This is a genomic window from Bacillus sp. FSL R7-0672, from assembly GCF_038601465.1.
In the GTDB taxonomy this organism is placed as follows: Bacteria; Bacillota; Bacilli; order Bacillales; family Bacillaceae; genus Bacillus; species Bacillus pumilus.
The window spans coordinates 1,541,899-1,560,185 of record NZ_CP152010.1 but is presented as its reverse complement, the minus strand read 5'-3'; the positions used below and the strand labels follow the sequence as shown (position 1 = coordinate 1,560,185).

The window sequence follows — 18,287 nt, the reverse complement described above, 5'->3', positions numbered from 1 at the left end:
TTATAACCTCCTTGTTGTTACTCTGCAATTTGTGTGACTTGAATAATGTTTGGCAGCGTTTCAAGCTCTGATAAGGCAGCTGGGTCAATATTTTGATCCACTTCGATGGTCATCAGAGCCTCTTGCCCGACATCTTTACGCGCCACTTCCATATGACCGATGTTGATGGCAAATTTCGCTAACACGTTGGCAACTGCCGCAATCGTGCCGTAGCGATCGTTATGAACCACAAGAATGGCAGGATGATTTCCTGAAAGTCTGAGCTCAAAGCCATTCAGTTCAGTAATTTCAATTTTACCACCGCCGATGGAAATCCCGATTAATTCAAGGCTTCCGTTCGCATCTGATATCTCTACTTTTGCTGTATTCGGATGCGCTGGTACCGCATCTTCTTCTTTAAATTCAATGTCGATCCCTTTGCTTTTTGCAATATCGATCGCTGTTTTGATGCGTTCATCAAATGTATCAAAGTCAAGAACGCCGCCGATCATGGCGACATCTGTACCATGTCCTTTATACGTATCTTTAAAAGAGCCATAAAATGAAACGACTATTCGCTTCGGTTCTCTTCCAAATAAGCTGCGAGCCACTCTTCCTATTCGAGCCGCACCCGCTGTGTGCGAACTTGATGGACCAATCATGACGGGTCCAATAATATCAAACACACTTCTAAATTTCATAGGTCTTCCCCTCTCATAACCACTCACATATTGGTTTGGTTCTTTCTTTAGACTAATGGATTCAATCGTTTCCCGCAACTCATTTCACCGTTGAATCGTTAGTAAAAAATTGCAAAAGAAGAAGAAGGGCTTTATTTGCCCTTCTTTCGTTATTCCACAGCCAAAATATATGAATAAAGCGGCTGCTTTCCATCGTGGACTTCAACTTCTATATCTTCAAATGTTTCTTCAATAAAGGCTTCTAACTGATCCATCTCTTCAGATGATGCATCTTCTCCTTTAATGATCGTAACAATCTCATCATCTTCTGTCACCATGTTGGTCAAAAGTTCTTTTGCTGCATCTAATTGATTTTTCGCAGTTAAGGTGATTTTTCCGTTAAAGAGACCCATATAATCTCCTTTGGCAATGTCGATTCCATCAATTTGGGTATCTCTCACCGCAAAGGTAATTTGGCCGCTTTTCACGTGGTCAATCGCTTCTAGCATCGCCGCTTCGTTGTCTTCATTTGAAGCTGCTTCATTGAGAGAAAGAAGTGCCGACATTCCTTGAGGAACGGTCTTCGTTGGAATGACAACAACCTCACGACTTGAGACAGTTGCCGCCTGTTTCGCTGCCATGACAATATTAGAATTATTAGGTAAGATAAAGACGGTTTCGGCATGTACGCTTTCAATTGCTGTGACAATGTCTTCTGTGCTCGGGTTCATTGTCTGTCCGCCTTCAATGACGACGGAAGCTCCGATACTTTTAAACAAGTCAGCAATTCCTTCTCCCATTGCGACACTGACGACTCCAAAGCGCTGTTTTTCAGCAGCAGGTGCCTTTGGTGCAGCGGGCGCATGTTCTTTTTCTTCGTTCACAATCGAGCTATGCTGCTCTCTCATGTTTTCAATTTTCATATTGATCAGGCTGCCGTAGCGCTGTGCATAGGATAAGACATCTCCAGGCTGCTCTGCATGAATATGAACTTTCGCCAGCGTTTCATCAGATACCACAAGTAGTGAATCTCCGAATTCGCTTAAGTCTTCTCTGAAGGCATTCTCATCAAAGGACTGTTTGTCTTCTTCAAATTTCACCATAAATTCAGTACAATAACCAAATTCAATATCTTCAGTGTTCATATGGCTTTGTGCACTTTTATGATGCTCTGCACTGACAAGTTCTTTTAACGTTGGCAAAGAGGCCGCTTTCAGATGGAGATCCTCTCCTCTTAATGAAGCAAGGAAACCTTCATATACGCAGAGAAGTCCCTTACCTCCACTATCGACAACGCCTACTTCTTTTAAAACAGGAAGTAGATCTGGCGTTCGATCAAGTGATGCTCTCGCTTCCTCAATCGTTAACTCAAGAACGCGGTCAATGTCATTTTCGGTTGCTGAAACAGCAACCGCTTTCTTTGCTGCATCCTTTGCGACCGTTAAGATGGTCCCTTCAATCGGTTTCATCACGGCTTTATAGGCTGTATCAACACCGGCCTGCAAGGCAAGGGCAAATTCTTTGGCGTCAATCGTCTCTTTTTGTTCTATATTTTTACTGAAACCTCTAAAGAGCTGTGATAGGATTACGCCTGAGTTTCCTCTTGCGCCCATCAATAGCCCTTTTGACAAGGCCACGCCGACCTTCCCAATATGATCGGTATTTGTTTCTTCAACTGCTTTTGCCCCTGAAGTCATTGACAAATTCATATTTGTCCCCGTGTCTCCGTCTGGCACTGGAAAAACATTTAACGCATCCACAATTTGTGCGTTTTGAGAAAGATGGTGAGCACCTGCAAGAATCATTTTTGCAAATGAGCGGCCATCAAGATTTCTAATAGACAATATATTTCCTCCTTACTACGGGTTCGTAACTCTTACTCCTTGTACATAAATGTTGACCGAATCAACAGAAAGTCCAACTGTGTGAGAAATCGTATATTTGACTTTCGTTTGAACATTATGTGCGACTTCTGATATTTTTGTACCGTAGCTGACGATGATGTACATATCAATATGAATGCGGTCTTCTTTTTGACGCACAAGAACACCCCGGCTGAAGTTCTCTTTACGGAGAATATCCGTCAAGCCGTCCTTGATTTGATTTTTGGACGCCATCCCAACAATACCATAGCAATCGATCGCAGCGCCTCCTGCCACCATTGCAATGACTTCATTTGATATATCAATTTGTCCGTATTTCGTTCTAAGTTCAATGGACACATTGGTTCCCCCTTTTTGAGAAATTGCCCTGAGTTATCACTATTTTACTATAAGACCCTTCTTTTTAAAAGAAATCATTCAATCCGACCCAATCCTACTTATACTATAGCCTTGATTTTTTATCAAGATGTCAAGGTATTTTTCTTGAAAGAGGAGTAAACAATCCTTGCAAACCCCTTGAAGCTGTGGTAAATTATTAAAGTATCTTGAGGCATCTCTAAGTACGTATATGAAGAATATGATGATGTTTTCGCAGTTAGGAGGGAAACAAATGGCACGTAAATGCGTTATCACAGGCAGAAAAACAAAAGCTGGGAACAATCGTTCTCACGCAATGAACTCTACAAAACGTACATGGGGCGCGAACCTTCAAAAAGTTCGTATTCTAGTGGACGGTAAGCCTAAAAGAGTATATGTATCAGCTCGAGCTTTGAAATCTGGTAAAGTTGAGCGTGTATAAGCAAGAGTAAACGCCTGCTACAATTCATTGTAGCAGGCGTTTTTATGTGGAAATAAAGGAGATTACTCATTAATCTTTCTTAAATGAACCAAGCATCGCACGGACAATGCCGCCAAGAAATCTAGGCAGTTTGATTGTATAAAATTTCATTTTGTCCCCCTCCTAAAAGTACCGCTTGCAGCACAATTGAGCTTAATCAGCCATCCACATTGATAGGTTGGTCAATCTTTGCTTCTTACCATTATTAATATGCCTTCATGAAAAGAAAAAGTACCATTTGAGTGGATGAGTTCGTTACTAATACATAGTGTGGAACCAGGCTCAATATGACAATTTTTCAGAGGATATTTGAAACCTTTTAATGTCAGCTTTTCAACCGGTGTTCCAAAGGGTAGAAACGACACATATTGTTTATCCTGATCTTCTTTTATTTCGTATGTACCAGGTTCAAACATTTGAATGATATTTTGTTTGTCTACAAGGGTGATATTCTGCTTGTGCTGAATCCCTTTGTAAAGAAGATGGATATTTCCTAGAAAATGATCCGCCCTTCCTCCTGTAATACCATAGATGTAAATATGTGCTGGGTGCTGACTCAGTGCCCAGTTCAGTGCAAGCTCTAAATCGGTTTCATCCTTTTCAGCTTGAAATACATTCAGGGCAGGCAATTTCTCTTTCAGCTCCTGAAGCTCTTCTTCTGTCACACTGTCAAAATCACCAAAAGATTTGGCTGGGATGATGCCTTGCTCTAGTAAGAAGAGGGTTCCACGGTCTACGCCAATCCAGAGAATATCCTCCTGTGATGCTTCACGTTCAAGTGGCGGGATGTATTCAAAAGGACCGCCAGCTACGATATGTATGTGCATGATATACGCTCCTCTCCATGTAAAAAGAACCAAAGATCACAATGACTTTGGTTCCTTCCTTTATGCTTCTCGAATTGCCTGGATCGCTGCTGCGCGGTTGTCTTTACCGTATACCGCAGAGCCCGCTACTAGTAAATTAGCGCCTGCTTCTTTGCAGCTCTTTGCAGTCTCTACATTGACACCGCCGTCTATTTCTATCAGTAAATCGGTTAAGCCCTTTTGTTCACTCAGTGCTTTTACTTCTTTTACCTTCGTGAGGACAGATGGAATAAATGCCTGTCCCCCGAAACCAGGGTTGACTGTCATAAATAACACAAGGTCCACATCTTCTAATACATGCTCAATGTGAGAAACAGGTGTGTGCGGATTCAAGACGACCCCTGCTTTTACACCTTGTTCTTTTATATGTTGTATTGTTCGGTGTAAGTGCGGACAAGCTTCCACATGAACAGAGATAATATCAGCGCCTGCTTTTGCGAATGCAGGAATATACCGATCTGGCTGCTCAATCATTAAGTGAACATCAAGCGGAAGACGCGTATGCGGTCTAATCGCTTCGACGACATTTGGCCCAAATGTCATATTCGGAACAAAATGACCGTCCATGACATCGATATGAATGTAATCTGCACCGCCTTGTTCCACTTCACGGATATCTTTCTCCAAATTGGCAAAATCTGCTGATAAAATGGAAGGGGCAATATAAACCATGATTTAGTACCTCGGCTTTCTGTCTTTGATTTCAGTTAAAAACTCTAAATAATGCTGATAGCGATACTCTTTGATTTGATCATGCTCGACCGCATCTTTTATCGCACAGCCAGGCTCTTTCACGTGCAGGCAGCCTCGAAATTTACAATCTGCACTTCGGTCTCTAATCTCTAAAAAGTATAGACCTAGATCTTCTGCTTCGATGCCAGTAAATTCGAGCGAGCTAAAGCCCGGAGTATCTGCAATGAGCCCGTCTGCTGTTCGAATGAGTTCGACATGTCTTGTCGTATGCTTTCCTCGTCCGAGATGGGATGAGATATCATCTGTTTTCAGCGCCAATTCAGGACTCATCGCATTTAAAAGGGAGGATTTGCCTACACCAGACTGACCGGCAAATACCGTGATTTTATTGTGGAAATGCGGGGTCAGCTTCTCAATGCCATCTCCTTCAATCGTAGAGGTTAAATGAACATCATAGCCCATTTGCCGATAGTCGTCTGCATATGCCTTGATGGTTTCACGCTCTTCGTCTGTTTTCAATAAGTCCATTTTTGTGATGCAGATAATCGGCTCAATATGATTCGCTTCAACAAGCACTAAAAATCTGTCTAAGAGTGATGTGCTAAAGGTTGGTTCTGCTGCTGAGAAAACAAGTACCGCTTGATCAACGTTACTAATTGGTGGACGAACAAGTTCGTTTGTCCGTTCTTTTACTTCTAATAAGTAGCCTTCTTTATCATTGTCTGCTTGATACACGACGTAATCGCCAACAAGAGGTGTAATTTTGTTTTTTCGAAAGATGCCTCTCGCTCTGCACTGAACTACTTTTCCACTCTCTTGCGACTCATCCAGCACATAGTAGAATCCGCTTAATGCTTTTATAATTTTGCCCTCAGGCATAAAGTCCCTCCTTTATTCATCATCAGGGTATTCGATCGTTTTCGAGCTGACGACTTTATCATCCACCGTCACTTGATAATATCCTTTTTGACCTGGTTCAATCTTAAATTTAATGGTCCGTTCAGTCGGCGCAGTGATTTTAAAGCTTTCGTATGAATCAGAGATGCTATGCTCCGCATCATCAATGGAAATTTGGACATTCATCTCCTGCCCTTCCGCTTCTGGTTCATAAGGGATCGCAATCTTTTCAGTCACCGTTTTGGCTGGTTTTTCCTTCGGTCCAAGAGAGAATGTAATCTTGACCGTGTCACCTGGTTTAACAGCCGTCCCTGCTCCCGGTTCCTGCTTCATGACCTCGCCTTTTGGCACATCGTCAGAATGCGCTTCTTTTTCATCGAGCTTTAAACCGTTATCCTCTAAATAATTCGATGCCGCTTGCTTACTATACGTCGTTAAATCACGTAATGTAATATCGGCAGGACCTATGCTGACAGTCAACGTGACCTCTTCATCTGCTGCTACAAGCTCAGTATTCGCTGAAGGACTCTGTTCCATGACAATCCCAGACTCGGTGTCATTATCATTCACTTCCTCCACAACGACCTGTTTAAACCCTTTTTTCTCTAATATTTCTTTTGCTTTATCGACCTTTTCGCCTGTAACATCAGGTAATTCGGTCTTTTCCTTGCCAGTACTTTCGTAAAGCTGAATCTCTGTTCCTTCTTTGACCTTTGTGCCGATTTTCGGGTCTGTTTTGACGACGAGACCTTTTTCAATTTTCTCATCAGCGATCTCTATTGACTCCGAAGCGACGGTGAACCCAGCTTTCTTCAAGGTATCTTCTGCTTTTTCAACCGTCATGCCAGATACGTCTGTGACTTCCACATCTTTTGGAAAAAGCAGCCCTGGAAACACAGTGATGGCTAAAATTGTCGCAGCAGTCAATATAAATAAGATGGATGCCACAATCCATGGCCATTTTTTTCGTTTCTTTTTCGGCTTTTGTTTCTTTTTTTTCTTCGGTTTTTGAGCCGAGTGGACGGCTGTTTTTTCATTGTCTTGATCAATTTGATGATCTTGAATGATTGGGATCGCTTTCGTTGCTTCATGGTCTTCTTCAATAACAAAGCGTTTTTCTTTTAGTCTGGCTGGATCGAAAGCGGTTTTTAAGTCTTTTTGCATTTCAGATGCATCTTCATATCGATAAAATGGATCTTTGGCCATCGCCTTTAAAATGATGTTTTCCACGCTTTGTGGAACAGAAGGATTCCATCTTCTCACAGATGGTGGCTCTGATTGCAAATGCTTCAGTGCAACACTGACAGCCGATTCCCCTTCAAATGGCATGCGTCCTGAGATGAGTTCATAGAGCACAATCCCAAGCGAATAGATGTCTGACTTTTTCGTTGCAAGTCCCCCGCGTGCTTGTTCTGGAGACAAGTAGTGCACGGAGCCTAGGACAGAATTTGTATGGGTAATGGTCGCTGAGCTGAGTGCCATGGCAATCCCAAAATCAGTGACTTTGATGTTCCCCATATTGTCTATTAATATATTGTGAGGCTTAATGTCACGGTGAACGAGCTGTTTCGCATGGGCTTCTTCCATCGCCGCAACGACTTGCTCCATGATGCGAACGGCTTCTTTCGGATGAAGCGGGCCATTGGCGTGTATGTATTCCTTCAGCGTCATTCCCTCGACATATTCCATGACAATATAATAAATGTCATCTTCTTCCCCGACATCGTAGATGCTGACAATATTCGAATGATCTAAGCTTGCAGCTGACTGCGCTTCCCTCCGGAAACGTCTAATAAAATCATCATCGCTCGCAAAGTCAAACCGCAAAATTTTAATCGCTACTTCGCGATCTAAAATCATATCCTCCGCCAAATAGACGTTTGCCATTCCGCCTCCGCCTATGACGCGAAGAATCTGATAACGGCCGCTGATCCTTTTTCCGATCAACACTTGCTGTCACCCTCCTCTGGCTGGGAGGAGATTTCTAACAATACTGCTGTAATGTTATCTTCACCGCCGTTGTCATTCGCTGTTTGTATTAACTCTGTTACTTTTTCCTCTGGTGCGGTCGTTTGCGTTAATATATGAGTCAAATTCTCTTCTTCTACTTTATTCGATAGACCATCTGAGCAAAGCAGGATTTGATCTCCTGGGTCCACTTCAAAAGTGCGTGCATCAATTTGAACACGTTTATCTGTTCCTAATGCTTTCGTGAGCACATTTTTTCTTGGATGATATTCTGCATCCGCTTTTGAAATTTCACCCGTTTTCACAAGCTCATTCACGAGTGAATGATCATCTGTTAATTGGGTCAGCGCTCCTTCTCTTAGCAGGTAGCAGCGGCTGTCTCCAATATGCGCAATTGTGACCGTTTGCAAATGAACGAGCGCGCATACAATGGTCGTCCCCATTCCTTGGCACTCCTCATTGTTTTGCGCATGTTCATAAACTTGGTCATTAATGTCACTGATTTTTGAGATTAACCAGCTTTCTTGATCGGCTGGCTTTTCTGGAATTGAAGATGTTTCTTCCCAGTATTCTTTTAAAGAAGAGACTGCCATCTTGCTGGCGACATCACCAGCAAGATGACCTCCCATGCCGTCTGCTACAACAGCGAGAAGTGAATCTTCTTTTGCTGCAAAAATACCTGCATCATCTTCATTATGCTGACGGACTTTTCCTGTATCGGTAAGAAAGGCTGCCCTTATCAACATTCGTCACCTCGTCTCTTCCTGACGCTCCTTCGCTCTTAGCTGACCGCAAGCAGCATCAATGTCATGGCCTTGCTCTCGTCTAATCGTTACGTTTACGCCTCGTTCTTTCAGCGTTTTTTCAAATAGGAAGATTTGTTCTCTAGGTGTTCTCACATAATCTCTCTCTGGTACATAGTTCACCGGAATGAGATTCACGTGGCACTTAATTCCTTTTAATAGGTCTGCAAGTTCTTCAGCATGGTGAACTTGATCATTTACTCCGCCAAACAGACCGTATTCAAAGCTGACACGTCTACCCGTCTTTTGAATGTAGTATTCGATGGCTTCCATTAATTTTGGCAGCTTATATGCCTTATTGATCGGCATTAGGCGGCTTCTGATCTCTGTGTTCGGTGCGTGCAATGACACAGCAAAGTTGATTTGCATTTGCTCATCAGCGAATTGATAGATCTTTGGAATGATTCCGCTTGTCGAAACCGTAATATGGCGTGCACCAATATTTAAGCCATGATCATGGTTGATGATTTTAAGGAAAGCAAGCATTTCTTCAAAGTTATCAAACGGTTCGCCAATTCCCATGATGACAACAGAGCTGACTCTCTCGTCTGTTTCGTCAAGTGCCTGCTGTACTTTCAATACTTGTGCAACGATTTCTCCGGCTTCAAGGTTTCGTTTTAAACCGCCAAGTGTAGATGCACAGAATGTACAACCAATTCTACAGCCAACCTGTGTTGTCACGCAGACAGAGTTTCCATATTCATGACGCATAAGCACTGTTTCAATTGTATAACCATCATGCAGTTCAAATAAAAACTTGATCGTTCCGTCTTGAGACGTTTGTTTGATCACGGTTTTTAATGTTGTGATTGTAAATTGATCTTTTAATTTTTCTCTTAAATCTTTGGAGAGGTTAGACATTTCATCAAAGGATGTCACACGTTTCTCATAAAGCCACTCAAAAATTTGCGCTGCGCGGAAAGGTTTTTCGTCTTGTTCTTTTAACCATTCTTTCATTTCGTGAAGCTCAAATGAATAGATCGACGGCATATCTGTTTTCAGTTCTTTTCTTACTTTTTGTTCTGTCATTTTTTATCCCTTCTTTCTCATGCTGCAAATAAAGAAACCATCTGTTCCGAAATAATGAGGAAGAATTTGCACACTTCCGTTTTGAACAAACGGAGCAACCTGCTCAGGCAGCCGTTCATTAAGAGATAGATCGGGTTCGAAGTCTTGGTGTTCTTGTAAAAACGCATGGATCACTTGTTGATTTTCTGTTGGGTCCATTGTACATGTACTATATACAAGGGTTCCGCCAGGCTTTAAAAGCGGAGCTGTTTCTTTTAAGATTGCCTGCTGAATTGCAGCAAGCCTTGCTGAGTCTTCTTTAGACTTTGTATATTTCATATCTGGTTTTCGTCTAATGACGCCAAATCCAGAACACGGCGCATCAATCAGAATCCGGTCAAATGAAGCTTCGCTGTAATCGCCCTTTGCTTTCCTTGCATCAAGCGCTTTTGCCTCAATTTGAGTAAGGTTCAGACGTTTTGCTGCTTGTTTGATGAGTTTCACTTTATGTTCGTGCAAATCTAGTGAAACAATTTGTCCTTCGTCGTTCATACGCTCTGCGATATGTGTTGATTTTCCGCCTGGAGCCGCACAGGCGTCAAGCACAGCTTCTCCCGGCTGAGGGTCTAGTGCTCTTGCGACAAGCATTGAGCTTTCATCTTGAATGGTCACATAGCCTTCTTGAAAAGAAGGGGTTGAAACGATGGACCCTTTCATCAGCTTAAGTGCATCTTCTGATAAGTCGCCAAGCTCCGTTTCAATTCCGACATCCAGCAGTTCTTGCTGCAGTGCTGCGCGGCCGGTTTTCATTCGATTGACACGAAGGGTTTGCTTTGGCGGTACTAAATGAATGCGGCACATGCTTTCTGCCGCTTCAAATCCGTACGACTGAACCCATTCCTGCACGAGCCATAATGGGTGGCTTGTCTCAATCGAAAGCCGCTTGACTGGATCTTTGATGTCATCAAAAGCCGGAACGCCTTCTCTTTGCACGGATCGAAGAACGCCGTTCACAAGTGAAGATATACCCTTGTGCCCTCTCTTTTTCGTTAGCTCAACTGCTTCATGGATGGCTGCACGATCTGGAATCTTTTCAAGGTACACCATTTGATAAAGGGACATCCGCAAAAGTTGCATGACCCACGGAGCCACCTTTTGCGGTTTTTTCACAAATGGTACCAGCATATAATCTAATGCCAGCTTGTTTTGCAGTGTACCGTACACAAGCTCTGTTAAGAGCGGTTTGTCCTGATCTGCCAAGTCTTTGTCTTTCATGACTGACTGTAAAAGTAAATTACTGTAAGCTTGGTTTTGTTCGAGTTTGATTAAAGCGTCCAGCGCTACTTCTCTCACATTACTTTTCTTCATTCATTAACCCTAATTTCTGTCCCATTTCGATATTTGCGCCTCTTAGGAAGTCTTCGCCGCTCATCTTTTTCTTACCAGCTGGCTGTACACCTGTTAATAAAAGGCCTTGTTTATTCCCAGTTCCAATGACTGGACCTTCTTTTTGAAGCTCAATCACTTTCCCAGGTTCTTCTTGCGCTTCGAGTGGAACTTTTTTCGCTTCCCATACTTTTAGATGAGCCCCGTTCCATTCAGTATAGGCAACTGGCCACGGATTTAAGCCGCGAACTTGGTTGTAAAGCTCTTCACCAGTTTTTGCCCAATCTATTCTTTCTTGCTCCCGCTTAATATTAGGTGCGTACGTTGCCGCTTCTTCATTTTGCGGAATTGGCGAAATAGATCCGCTCAGAACATTTGGCACAGTATCTTTCAATAGTGCAGCGCCTGCAACACTTAATTTGTCATGCAATGTTCCGACATTGTCTAATTCGTCAATTTCTACTTCTACTTTACTGATCATGTCCCCTGCATCAAGTCGTTCCACCATGTACATGATCGTGACGCCTGTTTTCTTTTTGCCTTGAAGGATCGCATAATGGATCGGCGCGCCCCCTCTTAGTTCTGGCAGCAGTGAGGCATGTACATTGATACAGCCAAACTGAGGTTCATCTAGTAATCGTTTTGGCAAAATTTGTCCAAATGCCGCCGTGACAATTAAATCCGGCTTTAAGGCAAGCACTTTATCAATTTCTTCATCAAGGCGCACCTTTTCAGGCTGCAAGACCGGAATGCCGTGCTTTAAGGCTTCCACTTTCACAGGAGGCGGCGTGAGTACTCGTTTTCTGCCTTTCGGGCGATCTGGCTGCGTGACGACCCCGACAACTTCGTATCCTTCTGTTATGAGTGTTTGCAGCACAGGTACTGAGAAATCAGGGGTTCCCATAAATACAATACGTGCCATTTTCTTCACCCTTCCATTTCCGCAAGTTCTTTTTCTGTATAGGTTTGAATGATTTTGGACGTAAATAATATCCCGTCTAAATGATCAATTTCGTGCAATAAGGCTCTTGCTAAAAATCCTTCTGCTTCTATTGTAAATGGTTTGCCTTTCTTATCAAAGGCTTTTACCTTCACATAGCTCGGTCTTTCTACTGTGCCGTATAAAGATGGAAAGCTCAGGCAGCCTTCAATATCTGTTTGATATCCTTTTATTTCAAGAACCTCAGGATTCACTAAATCAATTCTGCCAGGTTCTTCTCCGATATCGACAACAGCAATTCTTTGTGAAATGCCAATTTGTGGTGCTGCTAGTCCGACTCCATCTAGCTCAAGCATTGTATCATACATATCATCAAGCAGTTTTTTGAGCTTTTTATCGAACGTATCGACAGGCTCTGCCTTTTGTTCAAGTACTTCTGCCGGATGCATGACTATTGGTTTTACTGCCACTTAAAGCCCTCCGTTTTACATCATCATATATGGATTCATATCTATTGAAATCATCAATTGTTTTTGTTCCATTTCCTTTTGATAATGATCTTGTATTTTCCGTAGTAAACTTGCCAGTTCATTTTCCCTTTTGTATTTTATCACGCATTGATATCGATATCTATCTTTGATCTTAGCGATTGGTGATGCAGCCGGACCAAGAATTCTTGTATTCGGTGCACAGTTCATTTTGAGGAACTGAACAATTTGATCCGTGACATGTGCTGCCTTCGTCACTTCCTCATGTGATACTGTCACCATCGCCAAAAAGTAATACGGCGGATAGGACTGGTGGCGGCGATGCAGCATCTCCTGTTCATAAAAGGCTTCGTAGTCATGCTGCTTCGTTAATTCAATACTATAGTGAGAAGGCGTATACGATTGAATGATTACAGAGCCCTCTTTTTCATGTCGTCCTGCCCTGCCGCTGACCTGCGTGAGAAGCTGAAATGTTTTTTCACTTGAACGGAAATCAGGGATATGAAGAGACGTATCCGCACTTAGAACACCAACAAGTGTGACATCTGGGAAATCTAGCCCTTTTGCAATCATCTGCGTCCCAAGCAAAATATCTGCTTCTTTATTGCCAAAAGATGTGAGGAGCTTTTCGTGAGCACCTTTACGAGACGTTGTATCCACATCCATTCGGATGACTCTTGCCTCTGGCAGTACTTTTGTCAGCTCTTCTTCTACACGCTGCGTACCCGTACCAAAATAGCGAATATGCTCACTATGGCATTCTGGACATTCAGCTGGCACCGGTGCCTCGTGACCGCAATAATGGCATTTCAGCCGTTTTTGATAGCGGTGATAGGTGAGAGAAATTTCGCAATGAGGACATTGCTCCACATATCCGCAATCACGGCACATCACAAAGGATGAATAGCCCCTTTTATTCAGAAATAAGACGGCTTGTTCTTTTCTTTCAAGCACTTCCTTTAATCTGAGCATTAATTCTTCTGAAAACATGGACCTGTTGCCATTTCTCAATTCTTCTCTCATATCAATTAACGAAACGTGCGGCAGCTGCTGCTGGTTGACTCGGTTTTTGAGCGTCAACAATGTAAACACGCCTTTTTTGGCACGCGCATAGGTTTCAAGTGAAGGAGTTGCACTACCTAAAACAACTGGGCAACGATGCCTTCTGGCTCGTTCAATGGCGACGTCCTTGGCATGATAACGAGGCATTTCCTCTTGTTTATAAGAAGATTCATGCTCTTCATCTATGATAATCATGCCTAGATTTTCAAATGGTGCGAAAACAGCCGATCTCGCGCCCACGACAAGTTTGACTTCCTTGCGGTGGATTTTCCGCCATTCATCATATTTTTCCCCTGTCGATAAGCCGCTATGAAGTACAGCCACATTTGAACCGAATCGTTCTTTAAACCTCTGAACCATTTGAGGGGTTAACGAGATTTCTGGAACGAGGACGATCGCTTCTTTTCCTTTTTGTAGGGCATGATCAATCGTCTGCAAGTAAATCTCCGTTTTACCGCTTCCTGTCACCCCGTGCAGCAGAAAGGTTTCATGCCGGTCACCGCTGACTGCTTGATGAATATGTTTTGCCGCTTCTGCTTGTTCTGGCATAAGGTCAAGTGAAGCAGAAGGTGTAAATGCCCGGTCACGATAAGGATCCCGGTAGACCTCTTCATAGCTTTCTGTTAGCAGCCCCTCTTGAATAAAGGTTTTAAGCGTTTGAGAACTCGCGCCTGTTTGCTGCTGCAAGTCTTTCGCTAAAAAGGTCGTCTCACTCGCTTGAAGCAAAAAGGAGAGCAGAGCCTTTTGTTTCACCGCATTTTTCTTCAGCTGCTGCTGTTTTTCTTCAAGCTTATCTTTTGATGCAGCTAGTTGGAGCGTGCGCACTTTTTTCTTTCCAGATTTTTGCGAGACGTGATACCTTACCTCTAAATGACCTTTTTGGACATGCTTTTGAATCTGTTTTAGTTGTTCGGCTGGGATGTCAGCGTAAAGAATGCTGTCTCGCTGACCGAAAAGCTCTTTCAATGACTGCGGAAGTTCTTCATCTGACAGCACTTGAATTTCTTTTTCATACTTCGCCTTCATGGCTGCAGGCAGCATCGATTGAAGTGCCGTAATGTGATAGGACAATGTTTTTTCCGTCAGCCAGTGGGAAAGCTCCAATAGCTCATCTGTCAGAACAGGTGATAAATCAAATAAATCGACAATGTCCTTTATGCTTCCTGTTTTTACATCTGTTTCTTCTTTGACTTTTGTCACAAACCCTTGAATCTTCCTCGGGCCAAAGGGGACGACCACCCTCATTCCCGCTTTGACGAGATCTTTGAATCGATCTGGTACACGGTAATCGAATGGCCGGTCAATGGCTTTCGTTGTGACATCTACGATGACTTCAGCAATCATGCGCGATCACGCTCTTTTGGCAACAGCTGTTTTGCCTCCTTTAAGATTTCAAAAGCGAGGTCTTTTTTGCTCATCATCGGCAGTTCTGTTGTTGTACCATCTGCTTTGATGATTGCTGCTACATTTGTGTCTGTGCCAAAACCTGCACCTTCTTTTGTGACATTGTTGGCTACAATCATATCTAAATGCTTGGATTCGATTTTCTTTTTCGCATAATATTCTACATCCTGCGTTTCAGCTGCAAAACCGACAAGAACTTGATGCTCTTTTCTTTTCCCCAGCTCTTTTAAAATATCTTTTGTCCGGGTGAATTCAATTTCTAAGCCGCCGTCCTGTTTTTTCATTTTATGAGGATATGAGGTCACAGGGGTATAGTCGGCGACTGCTGCTGATTTAATGACAAGGTCCGCTTCCTCGTACACAGCTAATGCGGCTTGATACATGTCCTCTGCCGATTCAACGTGTACCACATGTACATGATCAGGTGCCGTTAAAGAAACAGGTCCTGAAATAAGCGTGACATCAGCTCCCATCTGCTGCGCAGCCTCTGCAATTGCATAGCCCATTTTTCCTGACGATCGATTTGTAAAGAAACGCACAGGATCGATGACTTCTCGTGTAGGACCTGCTGTCACCACGACTTTTTTACCTGAAAGTGGTAAATTTTTTGGCTCTTCAAAAAATGCACGGATGTGCTCAACTATTTTTTCAGGCTCCTCTAATCGCCCTTTTCCAATATAGCCACAGGCTAAATAACCTTCACTCGGTTCAATAAACCGGTAGCCGTCCTCATATAATGTGCGAATGTTCCGCTTTACAGCCGGGTGATCATACATATGCACATTCATAGCTGGTGCGATCCATACAGGAGCAGTTGAAGCAAGTAAGGTCGTCGTGAGCATATCATCTGCAAGCCCTGCCGCCATTTTGCCAATCGTATGTGCTGTTGCAGGGGCAACAAGAATGAGGTCGGCCCAGTCAGCTACGTCAATATGCGCAATGACTTTTGGATTGTTTTCTTTAAATGTATCCACATACACCTCATGTCGAGACAGTGCTTGGAAGGTAAGCGGAGACACAAACTCACGGGCAGATTCTGTCATAATCACTCTTACATTTGCGCCCGCCTGTACGAGTTTACTAGTAAGTGCAGCTGCTTTATATACGGCGATTCCTCCGCTGACGCCGAGCAAAATATTTTTTGACTGTAACATTCGTTTGTCCCCCTTAACGGCCTTTTTCACAAATTCGTCTACAATTCAAAAAAGTCAAAACCAATCATAGTTTTGACTTTTTTGAACGTATCGTATCTGCATAGCAGAAGCGATGTGTTATTCTTGATCCTCTTTTTCAAATGTCAAAAGACCGGCATCAATTTCTTCAAGTGCTTTGCCTACAAATTTGTAAGACTTTGTATTTTCAATTTGCTGATCTTGATGGATCTGCATTTCACGTGCACGGCGTGCAGACACTGTCACAAGTGTGTATTTTGAATCAAGTTTGTTCATCAATGAGTCAATTGAAGGATCTAACATAGTTTATTCTACCCCCAGCATTTTTTTATATCTTGGTGCGACTCTGTCTCTGCGCAGGTGTTCTGCAAGGACGATCGCTTTGATTCTTTCACAAGCAAGCTCGACATCATCGTTTTCCACGACATAGTCGTAAGCATCCATCATTTCAATCTCTTCTTTTGCAGCAGCCATTCGATTTCGAATGAGCTCCTCAGACTCTGTACCACGTGTAATGATGCGGTTCTGAAGTTCTGAAAGACTAGGCGGTGCAAGGAAAATAAAAAGACCTTCTGGGAATGCTTCTCTTACTTGAAGTGCACCTTGCACTTCGATTTCAAGGAAAACATCTTTTCCTTCGCTTAATGTCTGTTCTACATAGTCAACAGGCGTGCCGTAGTAATTCCCGACATACTCTGCCCATTCTAACAGCTTTTTGTTTTCAATCATATGTTCAAATTCTTCCCTGGATTTAAAGAAATAATCGACACCATTTCTTTCACCTTCACGCGGTTTACGTGTTGTCACAGAAATTGAGTATTCAAATTTCGTATCTTTCTGGGAGAAAATGGCTTGTCTGACCGTTCCTTTTCCAACTCCCGAAGGTCCAGAGAGAACGATTAATAGTCCTCTTTCTTTCATAATGGCGTATTACCCCTGCCCTTCATCTATGATTTCTTCTTTTACAGAAAGTCTTTGCGCGACAGTCTCAGGCTGAACGGCAGATAAGATGACATGGTCACTGTCCATAATGACAACAGCACGGGTTCTTCTTCCGTATGTAGCATCTATGAGCATGCCTCGATCTCTTGCGTCTTGTATCATTCGTTTAATCGGTGCTGATTCCGGACTGACGATCGAAATCATCCGATTCGCTGAAATGATGTTTCCAAATCCGATATTGATCAACTTTATGGTCATCTTCTAACGTCCCCCTGTATTATAAACGTCTCTAGTCTCGCCGAAAGAGACGTACTGTAAACAGCATACACAATGACTATTCTATATTTTGCACTTGTTCTTTTATTTTTTCAATAGCACTTTTCATTTCAACCACCAGCTTTGTTAAGTGATGATGGTTCGCTTTTGAGCCAATGGTGTTCACTTCACGGTTGAGCTCCTGTACAAGAAAATCAAGTTTTCTGCCAGCAGCACCGCCTTGCATCAAGATTTGCTGGAATTGCTGAAAGTGACTTTTCAATCTCGTAATCTCTTCTGTAATGTCACAGCGGTCAGCAAAGATCGCAGCCTCTGTTGTCAATCTGCTTTCGTCAAGCGCCTCTCCGATCCATTCTTGCAATCTCTGATTGAGCCTGTCTTTATACTGACTCACAACCTCTGGTGCAAAGACTTTGATTTCTTCTGTATAGGCCTCTAATTCAGAAAGCCTCAACTCACAGTCTTTTTGAAGTGATGTTCCCTCCTGCTCTCTCATGAAGCAAAGCTCCTTGACAGCCGTTTCACAAGCTTCCATCAGCAATTGCTCTAATTGCTCATTTCGGCTGGACGATTCTTCTACTTGAACGGCATGCTCTAGCCCCAGTAAGTCATGTGCATGCTGAATGCCTGAAATGTGATAGCGTTTCTCGAGATCTTTTGCGGCTTTCATGTATTCATCAAGCAGCGGCCAGTCGATCTGCAAGGACCGGCTTGCTAGTTTACCGCCTTCAATCGTAACAAACAACTCAATTCTACCACGCTGCACGTGACGAAGAATGATTTTTTTTAATGTGTCTTCGAAATATAAAAGCGGCCTCGGCAAACGGGCATGAACCTCTTTAAAACGGTGATTGACCGATTTTAACTCAACTGACACTGTCAGTTCTCCATCCGTTTTACTCGCTTGACCGAATCCCGTCATACTGCGTATCATGTCAAAACACCCAATTCTTTCATATTAATAAATGAAAAAGGTAATAGCAGACACTATTACCTCAAAAT

Annotated in this window: 20 protein-coding genes; 1 reads left to right on the top strand and 19 read right to left on the bottom strand. The window is 42.9% G+C overall.

Annotated elements, in window-relative coordinates; translation table 11 throughout:
• Window positions 1-17: 17 nt before the first annotated feature.
• The 3 genes from sdaAB to MKY18_RS07700 form a co-directional block, all read right to left on the bottom strand.
• Window positions 18-680, bottom strand: coding sequence for an L-serine ammonia-lyase, iron-sulfur-dependent subunit beta (gene sdaAB, locus MKY18_RS07710; RefSeq protein WP_003212160.1), 663 nt, complete (start codon window positions 678-680; stop codon window positions 18-20).
• 149 nt (window positions 681-829) lie between these two features.
• A complete protein-coding gene (locus tag MKY18_RS07705) occupies window positions 830-2,503 on the bottom strand; it encodes a DAK2 domain-containing protein (RefSeq protein WP_065097262.1) in 1,674 nt (557 codons plus the stop codon).
• Window positions 2,504-2,518: 15 nt separating this feature from the next.
• A complete protein-coding gene (locus MKY18_RS07700; protein WP_003211680.1) occupies window positions 2,519-2,881 on the bottom strand; it encodes an Asp23/Gls24 family envelope stress response protein in 363 nt (120 codons plus the stop codon).
• A gap of 271 nt (window positions 2,882-3,152) precedes the next feature.
• Here MKY18_RS07700 and rpmB point away from each other — a divergent pair, with 271 nt between their 5' ends.
• Entirely contained in the window at window positions 3,153-3,341 is a 189-nt protein-coding gene (gene rpmB / locus MKY18_RS07695) for a 50S ribosomal protein L28 (protein WP_003212514.1), read from the top strand.
• Between the two features lie 69 nt (window positions 3,342-3,410).
• Here the strand turns inward: rpmB and spoVM are convergent, their stop codons facing one another.
• From spoVM to MKY18_RS07615, 16 genes are all read right to left on the bottom strand, one after another.
• A complete protein-coding gene (gene spoVM / locus MKY18_RS07690) occupies window positions 3,411-3,491 on the bottom strand; it encodes a stage V sporulation protein SpoVM (protein WP_008354550.1) in 81 nt (26 codons plus the stop codon).
• A 71-nt stretch (window positions 3,492-3,562) separates the two neighbouring features.
• Window positions 3,563-4,207: a thiamine diphosphokinase gene (locus tag MKY18_RS07685; RefSeq protein WP_185107232.1), complete on the bottom strand. Its 645-nt coding sequence runs from the start codon at window positions 4,205-4,207 to the stop codon at window positions 3,563-3,565.
• Window positions 4,208-4,267: 60 nt separating this feature from the next.
• Window positions 4,268-4,918, bottom strand: a complete 651-nt coding sequence (gene rpe / locus MKY18_RS07680; RefSeq protein WP_185107230.1) for a ribulose-phosphate 3-epimerase — start codon at window positions 4,916-4,918, stop codon at window positions 4,268-4,270.
• 3 nt (window positions 4,919-4,921) lie between these two features.
• Window positions 4,922-5,818, bottom strand: coding sequence for a ribosome small subunit-dependent GTPase A (gene rsgA, locus MKY18_RS07675; RefSeq protein WP_044141944.1), 897 nt, complete (start codon window positions 5,816-5,818; stop codon window positions 4,922-4,924).
• Window positions 5,819-5,830: 12 nt separating this feature from the next.
• Window positions 5,831-7,786, bottom strand: coding sequence for a Stk1 family PASTA domain-containing Ser/Thr kinase (pknB, locus tag MKY18_RS07670; RefSeq protein ID WP_065097259.1), 1,956 nt, complete (start codon window positions 7,784-7,786; stop codon window positions 5,831-5,833).
• Complete coding sequence (locus MKY18_RS07665) at window positions 7,780-8,550, bottom strand: Stp1/IreP family PP2C-type Ser/Thr phosphatase (RefSeq protein ID WP_342497800.1); 771 nt, start codon at window positions 8,548-8,550, stop codon at window positions 7,780-7,782. The genes pknB and MKY18_RS07665 overlap by 7 nt, the downstream gene beginning before the upstream one ends.
• A 3-nt stretch (window positions 8,551-8,553) precedes the next feature.
• Window positions 8,554-9,636, bottom strand: a complete 1,083-nt coding sequence (rlmN, locus tag MKY18_RS07660) for a 23S rRNA (adenine(2503)-C(2))-methyltransferase RlmN (RefSeq protein WP_003212089.1) — start codon at window positions 9,634-9,636, stop codon at window positions 8,554-8,556.
• 3 nt (window positions 9,637-9,639) lie between these two features.
• Window positions 9,640-10,983, bottom strand: a complete 1,344-nt coding sequence (rsmB, locus tag MKY18_RS07655) for a 16S rRNA (cytosine(967)-C(5))-methyltransferase RsmB (protein WP_185107224.1) — start codon at window positions 10,981-10,983, stop codon at window positions 9,640-9,642.
• Window positions 10,970-11,923, bottom strand: coding sequence for a methionyl-tRNA formyltransferase (gene fmt / locus MKY18_RS07650; protein ID WP_113767652.1), 954 nt, complete (start codon window positions 11,921-11,923; stop codon window positions 10,970-10,972). Before fmt ends, rsmB begins: the two co-directional genes overlap by 14 nt.
• A 5-nt stretch (window positions 11,924-11,928) precedes the next feature.
• Window positions 11,929-12,411 (bottom strand): peptide deformylase, encoded by a 483-nt coding sequence (def, locus tag MKY18_RS07645; protein ID WP_065097256.1) that lies wholly within the window; start codon window positions 12,409-12,411, stop codon window positions 11,929-11,931.
• Between the two features lie 15 nt (window positions 12,412-12,426).
• Window positions 12,427-14,835, bottom strand: coding sequence for a primosomal protein N' (priA, locus tag MKY18_RS07640; RefSeq protein WP_106067450.1), 2,409 nt, complete (start codon window positions 14,833-14,835; stop codon window positions 12,427-12,429).
• On the bottom strand, window positions 14,832-16,049 hold the full coding sequence (gene coaBC, locus MKY18_RS07635; protein ID WP_113767650.1) for a bifunctional phosphopantothenoylcysteine decarboxylase/phosphopantothenate--cysteine ligase CoaBC: 1,218 nt from the start codon (window positions 16,047-16,049) through the stop codon (window positions 14,832-14,834). Before coaBC ends, priA begins: the two co-directional genes overlap by 4 nt.
• A 117-nt stretch (window positions 16,050-16,166) precedes the next feature.
• The gene (gene rpoZ, locus MKY18_RS07630) at window positions 16,167-16,370 is read right to left on the bottom strand and encodes a DNA-directed RNA polymerase subunit omega (protein ID WP_003211647.1); all 204 of its coding nucleotides are present in this window, start codon (window positions 16,368-16,370) and stop codon (window positions 16,167-16,169) included.
• A 3-nt stretch (window positions 16,371-16,373) separates the two neighbouring features.
• Window positions 16,374-16,988: a guanylate kinase gene (gmk, locus tag MKY18_RS07625; protein ID WP_044141952.1), complete on the bottom strand. Its 615-nt coding sequence runs from the start codon at window positions 16,986-16,988 to the stop codon at window positions 16,374-16,376.
• A 9-nt stretch (window positions 16,989-16,997) separates the two neighbouring features.
• A complete protein-coding gene (remA, locus tag MKY18_RS07620; protein WP_008344898.1) occupies window positions 16,998-17,267 on the bottom strand; it encodes an extracellular matrix/biofilm regulator RemA in 270 nt (89 codons plus the stop codon).
• 76 nt (window positions 17,268-17,343) lie between these two features.
• Window positions 17,344-18,219, bottom strand: a complete 876-nt coding sequence (locus tag MKY18_RS07615; RefSeq protein WP_044141956.1) for a YicC/YloC family endoribonuclease — start codon at window positions 18,217-18,219, stop codon at window positions 17,344-17,346.
• Window positions 18,220-18,287: the final 68 nt, after the last annotated feature.

Excerpts from the sequence above, each read along its gene's own strand:
- sdaAB (WP_003212160.1), bottom strand. The coding sequence starts at position 680 with ATGAAATTTAGAAGTGTGTTTGATATTATTGGACCCGTCATGATTGGT.
- rpmB (WP_003212514.1), top strand. The coding sequence starts at position 3,153 with ATGGCACGTAAATGCGTTATCACAGGCAGAAAAACAAAAGCTGGGAAC.
- spoVM (WP_008354550.1), bottom strand. The coding sequence starts at position 3,491 with ATGAAATTTTATACAATCAAACTGCCTAGATTTCTTGGCGGCATTGTC.
- MKY18_RS07685 (WP_185107232.1), bottom strand. The coding sequence starts at position 4,207 with ATGCACATACATATCGTAGCTGGCGGTCCTTTTGAATACATCCCGCCA.
- rpe (WP_185107230.1), bottom strand. The coding sequence starts at position 4,918 with ATGGTTTATATTGCCCCTTCCATTTTATCAGCAGATTTTGCCAATTTG.
- rsgA (WP_044141944.1), bottom strand. The coding sequence starts at position 5,818 with ATGCCTGAGGGCAAAATTATAAAAGCATTAAGCGGATTCTACTATGTG.
- MKY18_RS07665 (WP_342497800.1), bottom strand. The coding sequence starts at position 8,550 with ATGTTGATAAGGGCAGCCTTTCTTACCGATACAGGAAAAGTCCGTCAG.
- rlmN (WP_003212089.1), bottom strand. The coding sequence starts at position 9,636 with ATGACAGAACAAAAAGTAAGAAAAGAACTGAAAACAGATATGCCGTCG.
- rsmB (WP_185107224.1), bottom strand. The coding sequence starts at position 10,983 with ATGAAGAAAAGTAATGTGAGAGAAGTAGCGCTGGACGCTTTAATCAAA.
- fmt (WP_113767652.1), bottom strand. The coding sequence starts at position 11,923 with ATGGCACGTATTGTATTTATGGGAACCCCTGATTTCTCAGTACCTGTG.
- priA (WP_106067450.1), bottom strand. The coding sequence starts at position 14,835 with ATGATTGCTGAAGTCATCGTAGATGTCACAACGAAAGCCATTGACCGG.
- coaBC (WP_113767650.1), bottom strand. The coding sequence starts at position 16,049 with ATGTTACAGTCAAAAAATATTTTGCTCGGCGTCAGCGGAGGAATCGCC.
- rpoZ (WP_003211647.1), bottom strand. The coding sequence starts at position 16,370 with ATGTTAGATCCTTCAATTGACTCATTGATGAACAAACTTGATTCAAAA.
- gmk (WP_044141952.1), bottom strand. The coding sequence starts at position 16,988 with ATGAAAGAAAGAGGACTATTAATCGTTCTCTCTGGACCTTCGGGAGTT.
- remA (WP_008344898.1), bottom strand. The coding sequence starts at position 17,267 with ATGACCATAAAGTTGATCAATATCGGATTTGGAAACATCATTTCAGCG.
- MKY18_RS07615 (WP_044141956.1), bottom strand. The coding sequence starts at position 18,219 with ATGATACGCAGTATGACGGGATTCGGTCAAGCGAGTAAAACGGATGGA.